A 19,156-nucleotide genomic window follows, 5' to 3' on the forward strand; every position below is an offset into this window, starting at 1 on the left:
TCGAATGCAGGATTATGGTTTCACGATCGGTTCAAGCGGCTGGTGATTGCCACGGAATGGGACACCGGCATTTGAGGGCTTCGCCCAATGAACCGCATTTTTGATTACTTGGAGCACTTGTTCGTTGTAATACGTCGGGTGCGTTTCATGACCGGGACGGAAGTAAAAAATCTTACCTTGGCCGCGATAGAAGGTGCACCCGCTGCGGAACACCTCGCCGCCCTCGAACCAGCTCAAGAAGATAAGCTCATCCGGTGCGGGAATATCGAAATGCTCGCCGTACATTTCCTCATGATCGATGGTAATGTACTCAGGCAATCCAGCAGCAATCGGATGGGCTGGATTAACGGTCCAGATCCTTTCCTTCTCGCCTGCTTCGCGCCATTTTAGATCACAGGTAGTGCCCATCAATTTTTTGAAAATTTTCGAAAAATGACCGGAATGCAAAACTATGAGCCCCATGCCTTGCATGACCCGCCCATGCACACGTTCAACAATCGCATCATCGACTTGATCATGGCCCATATGTCCCCACCAGATCAGGACATCTGTGTTGTTCAGGCGTTCTTCGGTCAGCCCGTGTTCTGGCTGATCGAGTGTGGCCGTAGCGATTTCGAATGAATCGGTGGCGATGCCGGCTGCCAGAGCATTATGTATCCCATCCGGATAAATGCGCTGCACCTCTTCGTGCACCTTCTCATGCAAAAACTCATTCCAAACCGTCACCTTAATCATCGATTGTCAGCTCCCCCAATTATAATAAAACGATTTCAAAACGTTGTTGGCCATGTTGTTGATGAAAAGGGCGGAGCGGAGTAAAAGGTTTGGATTTGAGAAGCGGAGCGTTCGTCCAAAGCTTTCCGTAGGAAAGCAGCATCATTAGCAGACTCCTATGCCCCAGAAATTATACCGCTGAGCGGATATATTCAAAATTTCTGGGGCAACAGCTATCGAAAATCAAACCTTTTACGCAGCGCAGCACTATTTTCATCAATCGCCCTTTAAACAACCAGCCAAATAATAAAGAGCACAATCATGATGGATTGCAAAATAACCTTTACCACCACGCTCGACAGCAGCCCGACCAGCGAGCCGAAGCCTACCTTCGTTACATGCTTCCATTCCTGAACGACGAACAGCTCGCCGATAACCGCACCTACGAACGGACCGATTATTAGACCGAATGCAGGAATAACGAATGGTCCCAAAATAAGGCCGATGGTACTGCCGATTATAGAGGCTTTGGAGCCGCCATATCGCTTGACGCCCCAGGCGCTGACCGCATAATCCGCTACGAACAAGGCAACGACGATGAGCGTCTGCAGCGTCCAAAAGACCCAGCCGAACGGCTCAAACGTAATGCACAGCCCGTACGCAAAAAAAGCGGCGTAAATAGCAAGCGCTCCCGGCAAAATCGGATAAACCGTCCCCGCCATGCCGACAATAAATAAAATAATAACGAGCGACCAGCCTAAGATGTCCAAGCTGTTTTCATCCCTTCAATACATAATTCTTAATAATTTCGGCAACGCCATGCTCATTATTCGACAATGTAATGACGTCAGCTGCTTCCTTAACGGCATCTTGGGCATTGCCCATTGCCACGCCAAGACCAGCATCGCGAATAGCAGCGATATCGTTCAAGCTGTCGCCGACCGCAACGACCTGTGACATTTCGATGCCCATTACTTCGCAAAGCTCGCTCAGCGCGCTTGCTTTCGTAATGCCTTTCGGATTCATCTCCCAGTTGCTCGTGGAGGAATTCGTTATTTCAAGCGCATTCCACTCGCTGACTTCCTCGTAAATCTTCTTAAGTACGACATCATCTTCGGTGTAGTAACCGAATTTGAGCCAATGATGAGCTTCATAATCATCCGCTGGCGTAATCCATTTTTCCAAATTATAAATGTCCTTCGTGCTGTACGCCCAAAACCAGGTGCCTGCGTGCTTCTGGGCAATTTTATGCAGCCTTTGCACATAATCTGGATCAAGCAGCGCTCTGCGGTGCAGCACATGCGGCTTCTTCCAGATCTCTCCACCGTTTACTGTAATCATTGGCGTTTCAAGCTGTAATTGCTCGGCAAACGGCAAGGCGCTGCGGAAGCCTCGTCCCGTCGAGAAGCTGACCGTTATACCCGCATCAAGCGCCTTTCTAATCCACAAAGCATTTTCATCGCTAATTTCACTCAGTTCATTCAGCAGCGTCCCATCCATATCGAGTGCTACTAATTTATAATCTGCCATCGTTACCTCCTGCATTTGCTGCATAACATCATATCTTGATGCAATACAGCCATTTTATCATATTTTAAGCGTAAGCCAAACGATCCTGCTCCACTTCAAAAAAATAAAGGCCAACCGCAAAAATCCGGTTGACCTTCATCCCCGCTGCGTTTTTTAACGCAGCTGCAGAAAAGTTCGCATATCGCGTACTATTGTGCTAAACGGCGCAAACGCCATTTTTTCCAAATGACGCCATGGCTAGGCGAGAACAGCAGTGCCAAGATGAACAGCACGCCGGCAGCACTAACGATACAGCCGGCAATCGAAGCATCAAGCACAGTCGCCACGCCATAACCAATGAACGTGCTGACGATGCCGACACCCGCGCTCATCGCGATCATAACGCTCAGCCGTTCCGTTAATAAATAAGCGGTCGCAGCAGGAATAACCAGCAGCCCGACCACGAGAATCGCTCCAACGCTCTCGAAGGAGCTGACCGTCGCCATCGACACGAGCCCCATCAATAAATAATGGAACAAGGCAACGGGAATGCCGCAAGCAGCCGCAAGCGCAGGATCAAAGGCGCATAGCTTGAACTGCTTATAGAACAGCCCAATAACGACTAAAATGACCGTTAACGTAATGCCCAGCAGCCAAACCGCTATCGGCCCCATACTGACGCCGTTCAGCGACCACGTATTCCAATGCACATAGGCAATTTCCCCATATAAAATCGCATCCTGATCGAGATGCACCTGGCGGGCATACAGGCTCACCAGCAGCACCCCGGTAGCGAACATCGCGGTAAATACAACGCCAATGGAAGCATCCGATTGAATGCCGCTTTGCTGAAACAGCTGGATCAGGAACACAGCAAGCAAGCCGCAGGCCATCGCAGCCAGCATCATGACGAGCGAATCCCGCGAGCCGCTGATCAGAAACGCAATCACGATACCCGGCATAACCGAGTGGCTAATTGCATCGCCGATCATCGCCATTTTTCGCAACACGAGGAAAGCTCCCAGTATGCCGCAGCAGCTGGCGACAAGCGAGCCCGTCAGCAATATCCAAAAATCGCTCATAACGCCGCTCCCCCTTTCAGCTGCCGCTCCTTATGCCCTTGCTCCTCCTGGATGGTCCGTGCAACTTTGAGCCGCAGCATCCGTTTGGCGAGCAGCCCTCTGCGAGGGCCGAACAAAATCGATATTAAAAATAATGCCGTTGCCGCAAGCACCGTCAGCGGACCCGTTGGCAAATTCGAGCCAAGCGAGCTCACAATCGTGCCGATTCCGCCGCTCAAAGCGCCAAACACGCCAGAGATGACCACCATAAAGCCGAGCTTATCCGTCCAATAACGAGCCGACACTGCCGGTGTAATAATCAGCGCCGCCACAAGCACAACACCAACCGCTTGAATGCCTACGACTACCGCCACGACCATCAAAAACATAAGCAATTGCTCAATTAAAGCAACCGGATAGCCCAGTCCGCGCGCAAAGCCGGGATCGAAGGATACTAGCTTGAATTGCTTGAAAAATAACGTACAGATGGCGATGAGCGATAAGCTTACAATCGACATCGTAAGCACATCGGAGCCGACCATCGCAGCCGCCTGACCGAATAAAAACTTATCCAGTCCCGATTGATTGCCATATTCGCCATGCTGGATGATCGTCAATAATACGATACCGAAGCCGAAAAAGCTGGATAACACAATCCCCATTGCCGCATCATGCTTAATCCGCGAATTTCGCGTAATCCAGCCGATGCCGAACGTCGCGACAAGGCCGGCTGCCCCTGCTCCGAGCAGAAAAAACAGCAGCGATTTTGTGCCTGTCAGCATAAAAGCTATACATATGCCAGGCAGCGCCGCATGCGCCAGCGTATCGCCCATCAAGCTTTGCTTGCGCAAATAGGAGAAGCAGCCGATAACGCCACTGCTTAAGCCAAGCAGCGTACAGCTTAGAAAAATCCACTGCATATTTGGATCTTGAATTAGTCTCCACAACGTTTCCATCTCAGCCTCACCCTTTCGTGACAGCAAGCCGGGCATTTCCGCCACGCTCAAGAAAGGCAAGCCGACCGCCATAGGTTTGCTGGAGCATTTGCTGGGTAAATACTTGCTCGGTTTTGCCATATGCCTGAAGCTCCACATTGAGCAGCAGCACAGAGTCAAAATATTCCTCGACCGTCGCCAAATCGTGATGGACGACGATAACCGTTTTGCCCTGCCGCTTCAGTTCTTGCAGCAAAGTAATAATCGCCTTCTCGGTTGCCGCATCAACTCCTGCGAACGGTTCATCCATGAAATACAGCTTGGCGTCCTGCACGAGCGCCCGCGCCAGAAATACCCGCTGCTGCTGGCCGCCGGACAGCTGGCTAATTTGCCTTGTGGCGAAATCCGCCATGCCGACCTTCGCCAAACATTCCATCGCAAGCCTGCGCTCCTTCGCGCCCGGGCGTCCGAACAAGCCCAGATGGCCGTAACGGCCCATCATGACCACATCCAGCGCATTCGTTGGGAAATCCCAATCAACCGACTCCCGCTGCGGCACATATCCGATTAGCCTGCGCTGCTGGCGGTACGGCTTTCCGTAAATGAGCACTTCCCCGCTGAGGCGAGGAATAAGGCCGAGCGCCGCTTTCATGAGCGTGGACTTGCCTGCTCCATTCGGCCCGATTACGCCGATCAGCTCCCCTTCTGCTACGGAGAAAGATACGCTGCGCAGCACCGGTTTTTTCTGGTAAGCTACGCTTAAGCCTTCAATGGTCAAAGGAGCTGCCGTTTTCAAATGATTTTTCATAGTCGCCATCGCCTCTCACTGCTTCTTGTTATTTGAGTGCATTAACAATTGTATCTACGTTATGTTTAACCATACCAATATAAGTACCTTCTACCGTTCCCGGATCACCCATTGCGTCAGAGAACAATTCGCCGCCAATCGTTACCTCATGTCCTAATTGGCGTGCACCCTCAATAACGGAATCGATGGATTTGCGCGGAACGCTGGATTCAATGAATACCGCTTTAATTTGTTTTTCAACGAGGAAATCCCTCAGCTCGCTCACATCTTTCGATCCATACTCCGACATCGTATTCATTCCCTGCAAGCCTGTGACCTCTAGGCCATATGCAGCACCGAAATATCCGAAGGCATCATGCGCCGTTACGAGAATTCTGCCATTCTCAGGAATCGTTGCGATTTGCTCACGGGCATATTGGTCAAGCTCTTCAAGCTTTGCGAGGTAAACCTCCGCCCGTTCCTTGTAGCCCGCCTCATTCGCTGGGTCCTTCTCCACTAGCGTATCGCGTATCACTTCGGTGGCCGACATCCACAGCTTTACATTGAACCAGATATGCGGATCATGTGTAGTGGTGTCGCCGTTCGGATTGCCATGCAGCTCCGCTTCTGGAATTTGCGAGGAAACCGCTACCGTCGGTTTTTGCTTCTCCAGCTTCTCGAACATCTCTCCCATTTTCCCTTCCAAGTGCAAGCCGTTATAAAAAATAATATCCGCCTGATCCAGCTTCTTTACATCGCCTTGGGATGCTTTGTATAAATGGGGATCGATGCCCGACCCCATAAGTCCTGTTACAACAACATCGTCTCCGCCAACCTCTGCCGCCACATCCGCAATCATTCCGGTCGTCGCCGTTATGTTTAACTTTCCATCCCCGCTCGCCGTTTCGCTTCCATTGCTGCCGCTTGCACAGCCCGCCATTATAACTGCGGATAAAGCCAAAAACATCAACATCATAATTAACCTCTTTAACGCCGAATTCATTTTACGCTCCTTCTTCATGTTTCCAATCCCCTGCCTATCTATTTGTTTTGTTAGCGTTGATTTATTTTGCCTATGCGAATTTAAGTTAGCTAAGCGCCTCTTTGTTTATATTATACAAAAAAGTTTCTCTAGTGCAACATTTATTTTAAAAAAAGGCCTTTCCAAGCAGCAGCGCTGTTGAAAAGACCCTTTAGAATAAGCTATTCATCTAGATTATTGCACCGTTGTTTCCGTTCCGGCAGCACCTGTCTCAGCCGAAGTTGCGACATCCTTTGCCTTTCCAGGAGTGCCGTTCAGACCAACCTCATAATCATAGGCATCAAAAATTTTGCGGGCAACCGGCGCTGCCGCCCAGCCGCCAAAACCGCCGTCCGGCATAATGACTGCAACCGCGAGCTTAGGATTGTTAGCAGGAGCATACGCGATAAACACACCGTTATCCGCCGTTCTGCCTTTAACGGACGATTGTGCCGTCCCTGTTTTACGATTAAAGGTGTAGCTTACGCCATCGAAGCCTTGCACGCCAACTTTCCCCATGCCTGTCTCGATTTCTTTCCAATACGCATCAGGAAGGTCTACTGTATTGAGCACCACTGGCTCAAACGCCTGCACAACATTGCCCGAGGAATCCTTGATTTCATTCACAAATTGAGGCTTCATGCGCTTGCCATGATTAGCCAGCATCGAAACATATTGTACCAATTGCAAGGCGGTATAACGAGCCTGTTGGCCGAATGAAGCACGAATAAGTGCGGATTGCGCACTTGCCGTCTCAAATTCGTGATAATAATCGACGCTGCCTTTTTTCTCCATGCGAAGTCCGCTTTCTGTAGACACGCCTAACCCAAATTCCTTCATGTATTTATCCCAAACATCGATACCCTCGACACCGGGATATTTTTGGTTCAGCCTGCTGCCGACCATCGCCGCCATGAAAGGATTAGATGACTTTTCAATCGCTCTTGCCGGATCAAGCGCCCCATAGACGTGACCGCCCGCATTTCGGATTGGAACCTCATGGCCTGCTTTACCAAATGTAAATAAACCCGTATCGTTGTAAACAGACTCGGTTGTAAACAACCCTTCGTTTAGGCCAATTAGAACGGAAAGCGGCTTGAGCGTCGATCCCGGCGGGACGAGGGAAGAAGGATGGCTTTTGCGTTCCTCATCCGAATCGTACTTAGGATATACCTCCGTAATCGTTCCGTTGTTTACTACATTTTCAATATTGTCATAATCCTTTTGGCTAATGCTGCCGCCAGCCCAAATGTTCGGATCATAGTCCGGCATGCTAGCCATTGCGACTACTTTGCCCGTCTCTACTTCCATCGCGACTGCAAAGCCGATTTTCGCATAAGGCGCCCGTTCAGCAGATAATGATGAAGTACTGATTTTCCTAATCTGATCCATAATGGCCTGCTCTGTCGTTTGCTGCACGCCCCGATTAATCGTCAGGTAAAGGTCATCGCCTTTTTCCGGATTCGTAATTTGCACAGGACCAACGATAACCTCCTGGTTGTTGACCGGATAGCTCTTCAGCCCATTTTTGCCACGCAAAATATCCTGGTACAATAACTCGAGTCCGTCAAACCCGACCTCTTCATCCTCTAAATATTGGAGCTGCGGGTCTTTTTCCTGAGCTTTCTCCCCATAAAAATCCAAGTTTTCTCTTACACCTTTATATTTTTTCAAGTAACCGACCAGTTGGACCGCAGTCGTATCCTGACTATAGTGACGTACGCTTTCCTCCATAATATCTAGACCGACAAAGCTGCTTTTATTGCCGAGAAAATAAGCAATTTCATCATTCGTCAGCCCCGTTTTAATCCGTCTTGGCGTTGAAATCGTATTGAGCCTAAACCCTAAATCCATCTGCATAATGACATCTTCCACTGTCATTTTCAATTCTGAATCTCCGTATTTATCAAAAACTTCTACGAGCCTGGTCGCTTCCTCAGTAGCAAGCTTCTTAAGCTCTGCCGTTTTATAATTCGGCGGAATGCTGAAATAAAGCGACTGTGTCGAAGTCGAATACGCAATGGCTTTCCCTTCGGAGTCGTAAATATTGCCGCGGATCGGCGCGATTTTCACATTGCGTGTGCTTTTCTTGCTGCCCGCCGCACTAAGCGTCGGTCCTTCCACAAACTGCAAAATTGCCAATTGAATAATCAATACGCTGAACAAACCGAAGACGATAAAGAAAAATAAGTTCAGGCGAAAGGAGAAATGGCGTTTATTATTAATTTCCCTTTTCTGTGGATCATCCGTCAACATGCTCACCTCAATTATGAATTAAATACTCAGCTGCTTATCCCGGATATGCGTCTGTTCAAAGTCCGGCGAATTAAACCAATCGCCCGAAGAAGCCCAAGTGGCATCCAGCGGCAGCCATTTCCCATTAATCAACACTTCATTCCATGCATGGGGGCCAAAGCCGCCCTTCCCATCTGCGCCAAGCCCCGTTACGACCCGTACCTCGACGTCTATCGCTCGCGCCATCATGTCATACAATCTCGCAACATCGATGCAAACACCTTTTCTCGTATCGAATGTGTTTTGCGGCGATTGCTCCTGCCAAATGCCCTGTTCCTCATAATTGCGGGCCTTGTCCCAATCATAAGCAATTCGCGTACCTATCCACGCATACAGCGCTCTTGCCTTCTCCTCATCGGTCGCTGCATCCTTGGCGACCTGCACCGCCGCCTGCTCAATGTCTGCAGGAATGGCATAATCGATCACTTCGTATTTTCGCTGTAAAATGTTTTGGAATTCCGCCTGCATCGCCTCAGCCAAAACAGGACCGCGTCCAGCGAGCATATCGCCCGCAACCGGCTCAAGCAGCACTGCAGCCTGCGTATACAGAGGCGATTGCTTTATCGTCTGTGCCCCAACCCCATTAGGCAGCAAGGATACATACACGAACAGGACGCCAATGATTATGGAGGCACGGCCTGCGCCATGGATGCCTCCTAACACAGCTCCAAAAACGCGGCTTGCCGCCCGCTGCCTCGGAAGCGCCATTCGCCGCTCCTGCTGTTGCCCATCCCCGTCTAGATGAACCCTTCGCCTAAATATAAGCTCAAACAGCGGGTTCAGCCCGGAGGCAGCTACTCGCAGCAGCAAATAAATGAACAAAAACAGCACGACATAACGTAGCAGCGCAAAATCCCTTATGCTCGTTATCAACGTGTACCAAACCTGCTCAATTGACCCCAGCGCTCTTCCAGGGACGATAACATGCTTCCTCAGCATATCGGCTGCGACTGGAGAAAGCTTTCCCGCCCAATGCGACGCGAGAACAAGACAAGCGACGATGACGATGCTTTCCCACACAAAAAAGAAAAGACGCCTCGCCGATCCCGATGCGCCTCTAATCAAACCCTGAATGAGCGAGACGAGGAGCACCAGGAGTACGGCAGCAGTGACAGGCTCCATCATGCTTTGGCCGCCTGTCTGAATCCATTCCGTCATTCCGATAATCCCCCTCGTTCATTGCTCAAAAACTTTATTTATAGTAAAAGTGCTTATTGTTTGTTTTGTTTGGCTTGATCAATAATCGATTGAATCGTCTCGTCAATTTGCAGCTTAAACAAGTCATTGCCGCGGTAAGATACGGAAACCTCATTCGTTCCCGGCACGCCAGTCAGTGCTACGCTATCTGTAGCTACCGTATAGGAGCCATCTTCATTTGTCGTAAACTTGGCGTTCTTCGCTTCGCCGATCATAGCCGAAATCGCTTCCTGCTTAAGGCTTCCCGTTGTTTCCTCCAGCTTTGTGCCAAATGCCTTCAAATCCTCCATCGTATACCCGCTATAGACGATAACGCCAAACACTATGACGGCGACTAAAGCCCATTTCACAACGGTTTTGACGATACGGATAACAAGCAGCAGCACAACAAGGGCAATAGCGAGCACAAACCAATGGTCCTTCAAAAAATCGCTCCAAGTATTCCAATCATAACTTGAAAAATCCAGAAACTCCAACCTGACCCCTCCTATTATAACGTGCGGACACTGCTATTATCAAACATTATACCCCAGCTGCAATCCAGCGTAAACGCTAGACGCCTTGCTTTATGCAGACATATCCTGTCCGACCTTGGCGTACAAGTAAATTATATGGCTCAGGGGCATGGCCTATGAATGGAACGAGCGTTACCGTCATCGATGCACGCCCTGCTAAGCTGATAACAATCTGGAGGTGAAGCCTGATGAAAACCGCCATCTGGCTCTATTTTTTTCTGTTCGTCGCCTTTTTTGATTTGCATGCTCAATATCCGATTTTGACGCCTTTCGCCATCTCGCTTGGCGCAGCGCCCTCGTTCATTGGGCTGATGATGGGCATGTATTCCATTACGCATCTGCCTGGCAATCTCATTGCCGGCTATGGCGTGGACCGCTTTGGCAGCAGGCTGTTTATCGTGTTCAGCTTGCTTGGAGCCGGGGTCATCCTTTTGTTTCAAGCCCAAGTGACGAATCCTTGGCAGCTGCTTGTCCTTCGCTCCATAAGCGGCTTCGTGCTCGCCTTCCTCTCCCCAGCCTGCCTTGCCTTGCTTGCCCGCATGACTAGCAATCGCACCGAGCAGGGCAAGCTCATGGCCGGCAATGGGCTCGTACATACGCTGGCAACCGTCGTTTCCCCAGCAGCAGGCGCTTATATGGTGGCTAAAATCGGCTTCACCACCGCATTTTATATGCTGGGCTGGATATTAATCGTTACTGCGATATGCGCGCTGTTTTTCATCCGCGACATCCCGGCAGCTGCCGTTCCTGTCACTTCTGCCGCAGCGCAATATCAGAAATTGCCTTCCCCAGCAGCCTCCGATTCAAAGTCGGTTTCTTGGCTGATTTATGTATTGCCGGTCGGCATCAGCTGTGCACAGGGCATCCTGTCCTTCGAGCTGCCGCTCATGGCGACGACGACTGCGGGCATGCTGACGACAGGCTTGCTTTTTTCCGTGGTCAGCCTCGGTGCATTAATTACGCTCAGCATGCTGTTTCTCAACCGCTTCTCCGCCTATCGCCGTACTTTATGGGGAGCGCTCGCACTGGCTTTAATTTATTTCACAATAGCCGCTGATTCGCCGCTGCCCTTCGCCGTCATGCTGCTGCTGGTTGGCATGGCCAAAGGCATTGTCATTCCCGCCATTTCAATATTGCTTATTGAGCTAAGTGGCGGGGCACGCTATGGACGAACCTTCTCTACTCTGTCCATTGCCTATTCGATTGGAGCCTTTCTCGGCCCGATGCTTGCTGGTCAGCTGCGCAACTATATGTCGCCGTACTATATTGCATTTCTAGTCCTGATGCTCGCTGTGTCGATTCTCCCTTTCCACCGCCGCAGCCCGCTCGTTACACGAACCCATTTTTCATCATGACCGCTGCAAGCTTTTCCCCTTGTAATTTGATACACTGGAAGCAAGGTGAAACGGCTGTCGCCGTCTTTTGGCGGCGCGGCGCGTTTCAGTCCGGCAAATATAAGCCCATCTATAGTGTGAAGCTTATATGTGGTTATATTAAAAAAAACAAGGTGATCAGCATGATAAACATTGCGATTATTGTGGAAGGCAAAAATGATAAAAGCCGAGTTAGGCGCGTGCTTGACGAAAGCATTCCGATCTATTGCACCTACGGCACCCCGGGAACGGAGCAGCTTGAGAAGCTGCGCAAGCAAATCGCCGAGCGAGACGTTTATATTTTCACAGACAATGATTCCTCAGGAAAACGCATTCGGGGCATGCTGCGTGATGTATTCCCTGATGCCGAACATATTTATACGCGGCGCGGCTATTCAGGCGTTGAGCATACACCCGAGGAATACGTTATCGCCCAATTGGAAAAAGCGGGATTAGAGGAACATATTCTGTATCCTCCTCCCGCTCCTGCCCCGCATGATTAAATATGAAGTATAAAAATAACGAATGATACCGTCACAATACTGAACACCGTTGATAAAAATACCGCCTGTGAAGCAAATTCCGGCTCATTGTCGAATTCCACCGCCAGCAGCACGCTGCTCAGCGAGGTCGGCACCGAGGCCGAAACGATTAGCGCCGCTGTCGTCAGCCTGTCGAATACGAACAGTCCTGTGGCGCTAATCAACCAAATAGCAAGAGCTGCCAGCAGCGGGCCTCCTATTAGCCGAAGCACGTTCGACAGCAGCACATTTCCAAGCAGGCGCTTGTCAAACCGCCACTTCATGCTGCCCAGCTGGACGCCGAGCGTAATGAGCGCTGTTCCAATAAATCCGTTTGCCAAATATTCAATCGGCGTTTGCAGCGGCTGCGGCATCTCTACGTCCAGCCCTTTTAATAAAAAAGCGAGCGGAATGACATAAATAATCGGCATCGAAAAAATCGTCTTCAGCGTATCGCGCCATGACAGCTTATGAGCATTCACGCTGTAAATGCCGAACGTATTCGGCAAAAAGGACTGTGTCGTCATGACCAATATTTGCACCGCCAGCGTCATCGGGTTCCCCGCAAACGCCAGCTGATTGAGCGGTATGCCGTAATTGGCACTATTGTAGAACAGCACGCTGTTGCGCATGGAGCCGCGCATGCCACCTTGCAGCCCTCGCATTTTCACAACGACCTCTACCGCTAAAGCTTGCAGCAGCATGAAAATAACGACAAACAGCAGCACCTTCCATATTAGGCTCATTTCCAGCTCCGTCGTACGCAGCAGCTGAAAAATAACGGCCGGCGAAAAAACATAAAAATTCAGCTTGGATAAGGTTTTGATGTCCAAAGAAAAAAGCCGCTGCATTGAGAAGCCAATAGCTATCATCAATGTAAGCGGCGCAACATTACTCCATAAAATATGATAAAAGATAGCCATCGCTATTCCTTCGCAAGCCGCTTCATATCCGCAACGATGCTTTCCGGCGTCAATTCTTCATCGCTTCCAGAAATCCATTTGCGAATTTGGCCTGTTTTGTCCACCAGAGTAATGACATTCATATGCGTAAAGCCGGTTCCTTCTTTGTCCTTAATGGCACTGGCGCCAAAATCCTGGGCAAGCTTGATGGCCGCCTGCGGATCATCCCCCCGCAAAAACGTCCAGCCTTCATTCAGCTTCGCATAATTGCGCTCCGCGAACGCCTTAATAACCTCCGTCGTATCACGCTCGGGGTCGAACGTAATCGAGATCATTTCGGCATCTGTGCCAAGTATGCCTTCCTTCTCCAACCCTTCCTGCACCTGTGACAACAGGAACGTCGTTGGCGGACATACATCCGGGCAATTGGCAAAATAAAAATAAACCAATCTCGCTTTGCCATTCGTCGATTCCTTCGACACCGTGTTGCCGTCCAAATCCGTAAGCTCAAAGGCCGGCGCTTCTTGCAGAACCGGCATCGGCGCTTCCGGTTTAAATACATTGGTCATTAATAAATAAATGCCCATCCCCAGGCAAAGTGCCAGCACAGCGATTTTGAAGCTATGCTTTTTCAAAAAATCCATAATCCCCATCCTCCCATGAAGCTTGTCCAGAAATGATGCGCTATTTCACCGTATTAACAATCATGACGATGAAAATAACCATTAGATAGTTAACCGAAATGAGAAAATTCGTTTTCGCCCATTTCTCCGTATCCTTCGCCTTCAAGCCGCGAATGGTGTGAACCGCCCACAGCACACTGCCCGCAATGGACAGAATGAGAAACACATATCCAGTGTATCCATAATAAAACATGAGAAAGCAAGTAGGTATAAGCAGCGCTACATAAGGAATCATTTGCAGCTTAGTCCGTCTAATCCCTTTCACAACCGGCAGCAGCGGGAAGCCGGCTGTGCGGTATTCCTCCACCCGTCTAATGCCGAGCGACCAGAAATGAGCGGGCTGCCATAAAAATAATAAAGCGAACATGAGCCAAGCTCCTGCATCCACTTCATTCGTTACTGCGCAATAACCGATAACTGGAGGCATCGCACCGGAAATTCCGCCAACCGACGTGCTCCATGTGGAGCTGCGCTTCAACCAAATCGTATAAATCACGATATATACGAACCATCCTAAAAGTCCAAGCCAGCCTGTAAGCGGATTGACCGCTAAAAACAGCACCAATTCCCCTATGATGCCAAGCACAAGGCCATATCCGAGCACAAACATCGGGCTCATTCTGCCGGTTGGCAAGGCGCGTCCTTTCGTTCTTTCCATCTTCTGATCCAGCTCACGATCCCAATAATTATTAATAACGCAAGCGGAAGCCATTGTGAGCGTGGAGCCAATCAGCATCCAAAGCAGATCAAACCAGGCAATATGCCATTTGGAAGCTACCCAAAAGCCGCCAACAGCTGCAAACATATTGAGCCGGAGCAACCCTGGTTTTGTCAATGCTATCAAGTCTTTAAACACGAAGCGAGCCTCCCAGGTATGTGACACGGCGCACGTTGCGCCCATACATTCATTGGTCAATCGTTCTTAATCATACAGAAAAAACCACGTTATGACAACGCTCAAGCTTATAATTCATCAATTTGCCACTCAAAATGTGACAATAATTTTGGAACCCTTTCTCTGGGCTCACAATACACTAAGTATGTAGTTTAACGCCCATGATCATTCGCCTATCGATCGGCGGAGCGTCATTGAGGGTTGAAAGGAGCCTGCCTGTGGCAGTCATCAAGACAAATGCAGAGGATACGAAAATGCTGGCTAGGCTGATGCGCGCAGAAGCGGAAGGGGAAGGCGAGCTTGGCATGCTGATGGTAGGCAATGTTGGCGTCAACCGCGTTCTGGGCAACTGTCTCGACTTTAGAAATATTCGTTCCATTCCGCAGATGGTGTTTCAAAGCCCCGGAGGCTTTGAGGCTACACAGAAGGGATATTTCTATCAAAAAGCGCGCGATCGCGACATCCGGCTCGCCGAGCGTGTCATTGGCGGGGAACGGCAGCATCCGGCGTCGAATGCGCTGTGGTTTTTTAGGCCGGCCGCAGGCTGTCCTGACACCTGGTACAATCAATCGAACAGCGGCCGCTACAAGGCCCACTGCTTCTTCGTACCTACAGCAGCTGATTGTCCTAGTGTGTATTAGCAATATCGCAAATGGAGCAAATGATTTTTTATTTGGAGAGCGAGGAATTTCACATGACGAATGGTTATGGTTACAAAACAGCAGTTAGTCCGGCAAACACAGGGGGCTATGGCTACCCTTATCAGATGGGCGCGCAGCCGATGCCAATGCCAACACCAATGCCAACACCGTTGCCGGCGATGATGGGTGGCCAAATGCCCGCCATGCAGGTAGCGGGCATGCAGGCGATGCAGACGATGCCGGTTAACGTTCCTAGCGGTTCCTTCGTTACACCTTCCGGAGGCAATGTGGTTACTGTTCCGATCGTAGAGGAATCATACGTAGAAAACATTTTACGGCTTAACCGCGGCAAGATGGCTACCTTCTATATGACATATGAGAACAACCGCGAATGGAACGCCAAAACGTTTCGCGGCATTATAGAGGCAGCTGGCCGTGACCACATTATTATTAGCGATCCAACAACAGGCATGCGTTATCTGCTGCTTTCCATTAACCTTGATTATGTCACCTTTGATGGCCCAATCAATTATGAATATCCATTCCAAGGCGGCAAAATTACAAACACTACACCGCTGAGCACCAGCCGCGAATAAGGCTAACAACCCGCCGCTAATGGCAGCCTTCTATTATCACGCTTCTTTTATTGCGGCGCAGCGACTGGCTTAAACGTCCACACATGCACCTTCGCTGCGCCTCCCGGCACCCAATCGGCCATTTGGGCCCAAGAAGAACGCTCATTCAGGCGTTCTTTTTTTATTTGCTCCGCCTCCTCTGCGCTTTCTGCCTGCCATACCTCAACGAATAAATCAGGCTGATCTGTTCCTTCATAAACACGAAGGGCGGCATTCGCTGTTTTCATTTGCTCTATATAATGTAAATACTCGATTTTGCATTCGGTTTTAATGCGATATTCCGCAAAGCAAATATACATCGTTACATCCCCTTATCATTTCCTAAACTCTCCTTCATAAATCAGCTTTCAGCCGTCGATACTACCGTATACGGACGCTTGAATGAAGATACAGGAGGTTGCTACCGTGGATACAGGAACACATCTAGTTATAGGCATTGGCCTTGCGGGCCTTGCCACCATCGACCCCGTTATTGCAGCGGATCAAACGCTGCATACGGCAGTCTTGATTGGAACGGTTGTTGGGTCGCAAGCTCCTGATGCCGATACGCTGCTGCGGCTGAAGGGCAATGCCAGCTATATCCGCAATCATCGCGGCCTTTCACACTCGATTCCAGCCATAGCCATTTGGACTATCGTTATTACTGGATTATTGGAGCTTTTTTATCGTGGCAGCCTGCCATGGCTCCATGTAGGAGGCTGGGTGCTGCTTGCCGTGTGCGTCCATGTGCTAAGCGATCTATTTAATGCATATGGCACACAAGCGATGCGGCCATTCACGGAAAAATGGATTTCATGGAACATTATACACATTTTTGACCCCGTAATCTTCATTACCCACATCATTGCTATTTTATTGTGGGCAATCGGGGCCTTCAGCCCAACCATCATTTTTCCAATTCTTTATTTATTTACAGCGGCTTATTTTGTATGGCGAACGCTTGCCCAACGGACGATCATGCGGAAGCTGCCTGCGCTGGATAAAGAAAATCTTTCGGCAGACGGATATTTGCTCATTCCGACCGTATCGCTCAGCATATGGAATGTGGTCAAGCTGATGAAGGATGGCAGCTTTGCAGTTGGCGATTTGCGTAATGGCTCGCTCCGCTGGGTCGATCGGGTCAAATGCTCGGATCATCCCGCAGCTGCCAGGTCCAAAAGCGATCCCGCCATTCGCTCCTTCCTTTATTTAACCAAGTTTGCCTGTGCCGATGTTACTGAGCATGAGTGGGGCTATGAGGTGCGCTGGTCCGATGTCCGCTACAGGCATCGCAAGCAATACCCTTTTCTCGGCGTCTTATTAATGGACAAGGAGTACAAAACCTTAGGCTCTTACGTTGGCTGGCTAAGCGATGAACGGCTAATGAAACGGCTGCGAATGAATACTTATTAATAGCCCAGTCTTTATGGGTTGACGGCGGAAAGCTCCTTCCTTCACAATAGAAGGAAAGAGCTTTTCTTTGTTTTGTGCCTGCGTGCCAATGGACGAAGAAGAAGCCCAGGGTTTCCCCTGAGCTCCTGCTTGTGTGTTGCTTTGTGTATAGAAAAAACGATTAACGGTAACCGCCAGACAATTGTTGTTCGGCAATTTGAACTAGTTTTTTCGTAATATATCCACCCAGCGAACCTGCATCGCGAGTAGAAATATTGCCGTAGTAACCGTCTGCCGGAATTTGAACACCAAGCTCTTGAGCTGCTTCTAGTTTCATTTGATTCAGAGCTTGCGTTGCTTGTGGTACCACCAATGTGTTACTTGACATGAGGAATTTCTCCTTTCAGTATGGGCACTGTGATATGTTGCAAGCTTGCAAGCTTATTATGTGCACGAGTCAAGAAACTATTCGGATTTTCAAAAAAATATTATCGGGCGGTTACTGCCCTAGAGGAGACCCTCATTATGTCCAAGCCTTTATCGCTGCTTTTCGCCGTCGTTGCTGTACTTTTGATGAGCGCTACCGCCATTTCCATGAGCTATAATGCTTGGCTCGCCCTGCTATTTGCTGTCCTTACGTTATTTTCAATCGGCGCAGGCTTCATCGTGAAAGCGAGACTTAGACGGCTCAAGCAGCAAAACAACTAGCGCTTCGGCGCTAGGAAGCCCATTCTTTCTTTTACATCGGCTAGTGTACGATCTGCAATTTCAGCTGCACGTTCAGCACCCTGCTGCAAAATATCATGGATTTCGCCCGAAGCGCGAATTTCTTGGTACCTCGTTTGCAGCGGCTCCAGCACGGAGACGACTTGCTCGGCCAACGCTTTTTTGAACGGTCCATAGCCTTGCCCTTCGTAACGCGCCTCAACCTCTTCTATCGTCAAGCCTGCACAATTGGCATAGATGCTCATGAGATTGCTGATTTCAGGCTTGCTGGCTACATCATATTTCACTTCTCGGCCAGAATCCGTTGTCGCACGGCTGATTTTTTTGCGAACGACATCTGGCGGATCAAGCAGGGCAATGAAGCTTCCGGCATTCGGATTGCTCTTGCTCATTTTTTTGCTGCCGTCGTCCAGTGACATAATGCGCGAGCCATGCTTCGGCATGTAAGGCTCTGGAATCGTGAAATATTCCCCGAAACGGTTATTGAATCTGCCCGCAAGATCGCGCGTCAGCTCCAAATGCTGCTTCTGATCGTCACCTACTGGAACTAAATCAGCGTTATACAGCAAAATATCCGCAGCCATCAAGGATGGGTAGACGAACAAGCCTGCCGGAATCGACTCCTTGCCTTGGGACTTATCTTTAAACTGCGTCATGCGCTCCAGCTCGCCCATATAAGAAAGCGTTGTGAAAATCCATCCAAGCTCAGCATGTGACCGCACATGCGACTGGACGAAGATGCTCGCTTTCGCCGGATCGATGCCAGCAGCAATATAACAAGCGGCTACCGCTTCTGTCTGCTCGCGCAGCGCGGCCGGATCTGGCAGCTGCGTAGCAGCATGCAGGTCAACAATCATGAAGAAACATTGCTCGGAATGCTGCAATTTAACGAAGTTTTTCATTGCGCCAATGTAATTGCCCAGTGTCAGCTGGCCGCTTGGCTGAATGCCTGATAATACTTTTTTCATCTTCAATCTTCCTCTCCAATTTAAAAATCAACGCAAAAAATCCCCCGCCGCAAGGGACGAGGGACCGTGGTGCCACCCTAATTCGCTATCCGCAGCCGCCATTATAGGGCGACTTAACAATCGGACCAGCCTTCAATATTCCATAACGGGGAATTTCCGGAGAAGCATCGGCAGCGCGAGTCGCTGCGTTCCGCTTTCGGCTCGGGGGCCCATTCGGCTTCAGGCTTGCACCGGTTCACACCAACCACCGGCTCTCTGGACGCAATTTACCTGCACGTACTTGTTCCCGTCATCGCATTTACAATGATTATACAGCCCTAACAGCCAATGTCAAGCTGCAGGGCAGCCGCTTTTGGCTCATAAAGTTGTCCTATTCTGCTTTTCGGGCGCATAAACTGTGATATAAT

22 protein-coding genes are annotated in these 19,156 nt (G+C 49.7%); 6 read left to right on the plus strand and 16 right to left on the minus strand.

Annotated elements, in window-relative coordinates:
• Nucleotides 1-12 precede the first annotated feature (12 nt).
• The 10 genes from BBD42_RS01270 to BBD42_RS01315 form a co-directional block, all read right to left on the minus strand.
• Entirely contained in the window at nucleotides 13-735 is a 723-nt protein-coding gene (locus BBD42_RS01270; protein WP_099516663.1) for a ThuA domain-containing protein, read from the minus strand.
• A gap of 266 nt (nucleotides 736-1,001) precedes the next feature.
• The gene (locus tag BBD42_RS01275; RefSeq protein ID WP_099516664.1) at nucleotides 1,002-1,484 is read right to left on the minus strand and encodes a DUF456 domain-containing protein; all 483 of its coding nucleotides are present in this window, start codon (nucleotides 1,482-1,484) and stop codon (nucleotides 1,002-1,004) included.
• A gap of 7 nt (nucleotides 1,485-1,491) precedes the next feature.
• Nucleotides 1,492-2,244: a Cof-type HAD-IIB family hydrolase gene (locus tag BBD42_RS01280; protein ID WP_099516665.1), complete on the minus strand. Its 753-nt coding sequence runs from the start codon at nucleotides 2,242-2,244 to the stop codon at nucleotides 1,492-1,494.
• 188 nt (nucleotides 2,245-2,432) lie between these two features.
• Nucleotides 2,433-3,305, minus strand: a complete 873-nt coding sequence (locus tag BBD42_RS01285) for a metal ABC transporter permease (RefSeq protein WP_099516666.1) — start codon at nucleotides 3,303-3,305, stop codon at nucleotides 2,433-2,435.
• Nucleotides 3,302-4,240, minus strand: a complete 939-nt coding sequence (locus tag BBD42_RS01290; protein WP_099516667.1) for a metal ABC transporter permease — start codon at nucleotides 4,238-4,240, stop codon at nucleotides 3,302-3,304. The genes BBD42_RS01285 and BBD42_RS01290 overlap by 4 nt, the downstream gene beginning before the upstream one ends.
• A gap of 7 nt (nucleotides 4,241-4,247) precedes the next feature.
• Complete coding sequence (locus BBD42_RS01295; RefSeq protein WP_099516668.1) at nucleotides 4,248-5,027, minus strand: metal ABC transporter ATP-binding protein; 780 nt, start codon at nucleotides 5,025-5,027, stop codon at nucleotides 4,248-4,250.
• Nucleotides 5,028-5,055: 28 nt separating this feature from the next.
• The gene (locus tag BBD42_RS01300; protein ID WP_237163323.1) at nucleotides 5,056-5,982 is read right to left on the minus strand and encodes a metal ABC transporter solute-binding protein, Zn/Mn family; all 927 of its coding nucleotides are present in this window, start codon (nucleotides 5,980-5,982) and stop codon (nucleotides 5,056-5,058) included.
• A gap of 240 nt (nucleotides 5,983-6,222) precedes the next feature.
• A complete protein-coding gene (locus BBD42_RS01305) occupies nucleotides 6,223-8,283 on the minus strand; it encodes a peptidoglycan D,D-transpeptidase FtsI family protein (RefSeq protein WP_172455354.1) in 2,061 nt (686 codons plus the stop codon).
• 18 nt (nucleotides 8,284-8,301) lie between these two features.
• Entirely contained in the window at nucleotides 8,302-9,480 is a 1,179-nt protein-coding gene (locus tag BBD42_RS01310) for a transglutaminase-like domain-containing protein (protein WP_099516670.1), read from the minus strand.
• Between the two features lie 53 nt (nucleotides 9,481-9,533).
• Nucleotides 9,534-9,995 carry a hypothetical protein gene (locus tag BBD42_RS01315; protein WP_237163324.1) on the minus strand — a complete coding sequence of 154 codons (462 nt, stop codon included), beginning with the start codon at nucleotides 9,993-9,995 and terminating at the stop codon, nucleotides 9,534-9,536.
• 227 nt (nucleotides 9,996-10,222) lie between these two features.
• Here BBD42_RS01315 and BBD42_RS01320 point away from each other — a divergent pair, with 227 nt between their 5' ends.
• Both BBD42_RS01320 and BBD42_RS01325 read left to right on the plus strand, forming a co-directional pair.
• Nucleotides 10,223-11,389 carry an MFS transporter gene (locus BBD42_RS01320; protein ID WP_099516671.1) on the plus strand — a complete coding sequence of 389 codons (1,167 nt, stop codon included), beginning with the start codon at nucleotides 10,223-10,225 and terminating at the stop codon, nucleotides 11,387-11,389.
• A 164-nt stretch (nucleotides 11,390-11,553) separates the two neighbouring features.
• Nucleotides 11,554-11,910, plus strand: a complete 357-nt coding sequence (locus BBD42_RS01325; protein WP_099521389.1) for a ribonuclease M5 — start codon at nucleotides 11,554-11,556, stop codon at nucleotides 11,908-11,910.
• Here BBD42_RS01325 and BBD42_RS01330 read toward each other — a convergent pair.
• The 3 genes from BBD42_RS01330 to cyoE are packed head-to-tail and all read right to left on the minus strand — an operon-like array spanning nucleotide 11,907 to nucleotide 14,414.
• The gene (locus BBD42_RS01330) at nucleotides 11,907-12,851 is read right to left on the minus strand and encodes an AEC family transporter (RefSeq protein WP_099516672.1); all 945 of its coding nucleotides are present in this window, start codon (nucleotides 12,849-12,851) and stop codon (nucleotides 11,907-11,909) included. The genes BBD42_RS01325 and BBD42_RS01330 overlap by 4 nt on opposite strands.
• A gap of 2 nt (nucleotides 12,852-12,853) precedes the next feature.
• A complete protein-coding gene (locus tag BBD42_RS01335; protein ID WP_099516673.1) occupies nucleotides 12,854-13,474 on the minus strand; it encodes an SCO family protein in 621 nt (206 codons plus the stop codon).
• A gap of 40 nt (nucleotides 13,475-13,514) precedes the next feature.
• On the minus strand, nucleotides 13,515-14,414 hold the full coding sequence (gene cyoE / locus BBD42_RS01340) for a heme o synthase (RefSeq protein WP_099516674.1): 900 nt from the start codon (nucleotides 14,412-14,414) through the stop codon (nucleotides 13,515-13,517).
• A 212-nt stretch (nucleotides 14,415-14,626) separates the two neighbouring features.
• Here cyoE and BBD42_RS01345 point away from each other — a divergent pair, with 212 nt between their 5' ends.
• Entirely contained in the window at nucleotides 14,627-15,049 is a 423-nt protein-coding gene (locus BBD42_RS01345) for a cell wall hydrolase (protein ID WP_099516675.1), read from the plus strand.
• 53 nt (nucleotides 15,050-15,102) lie between these two features.
• Complete coding sequence (gene gerQ / locus BBD42_RS01350) at nucleotides 15,103-15,645, plus strand: spore coat protein GerQ (RefSeq protein WP_099521390.1); 543 nt, start codon at nucleotides 15,103-15,105, stop codon at nucleotides 15,643-15,645.
• A gap of 47 nt (nucleotides 15,646-15,692) precedes the next feature.
• Here the strand turns inward: gerQ and BBD42_RS01355 are convergent, their stop codons facing one another.
• Nucleotides 15,693-15,983, minus strand: coding sequence for a hypothetical protein (locus BBD42_RS01355; protein ID WP_099516676.1), 291 nt, complete (start codon nucleotides 15,981-15,983; stop codon nucleotides 15,693-15,695).
• Between the two features lie 106 nt (nucleotides 15,984-16,089).
• Between BBD42_RS01355 and BBD42_RS01360 the strand changes: the two genes are divergently transcribed.
• Nucleotides 16,090-17,076, plus strand: a complete 987-nt coding sequence (locus tag BBD42_RS01360; RefSeq protein WP_099516677.1) for a metal-dependent hydrolase — start codon at nucleotides 16,090-16,092, stop codon at nucleotides 17,074-17,076.
• Nucleotides 17,077-17,236: 160 nt separating this feature from the next.
• On the opposite strand, the gene BBD42_RS01365 is transcribed toward BBD42_RS01360, so the two are convergent.
• Nucleotides 17,237-17,443, minus strand: a complete 207-nt coding sequence (locus tag BBD42_RS01365; RefSeq protein ID WP_099516678.1) for an alpha/beta-type small acid-soluble spore protein — start codon at nucleotides 17,441-17,443, stop codon at nucleotides 17,237-17,239.
• Nucleotides 17,444-17,580: 137 nt separating this feature from the next.
• On the opposite strand from BBD42_RS01365, the gene BBD42_RS01370 reads away from it, so the two are divergent.
• Nucleotides 17,581-17,763: a DUF5325 family protein gene (locus tag BBD42_RS01370; protein WP_046228554.1), complete on the plus strand. Its 183-nt coding sequence runs from the start codon at nucleotides 17,581-17,583 to the stop codon at nucleotides 17,761-17,763.
• Here the strand turns inward: BBD42_RS01370 and trpS are convergent.
• Nucleotides 17,760-18,749 (minus strand): tryptophan--tRNA ligase, encoded by a 990-nt coding sequence (gene trpS, locus BBD42_RS01375; RefSeq protein ID WP_099516679.1) that lies wholly within the window; start codon nucleotides 18,747-18,749, stop codon nucleotides 17,760-17,762. The two genes, BBD42_RS01370 and trpS, sit on opposite strands and share 4 nt — an antisense overlap.
• Nucleotides 18,750-19,156: the final 407 nt, after the last annotated feature.

Source organism: Paenibacillus sp. BIHB 4019 (assembly GCF_002741035.1).
GTDB lineage: Bacteria > Bacillota > Bacilli > Paenibacillales > Paenibacillaceae > Pristimantibacillus.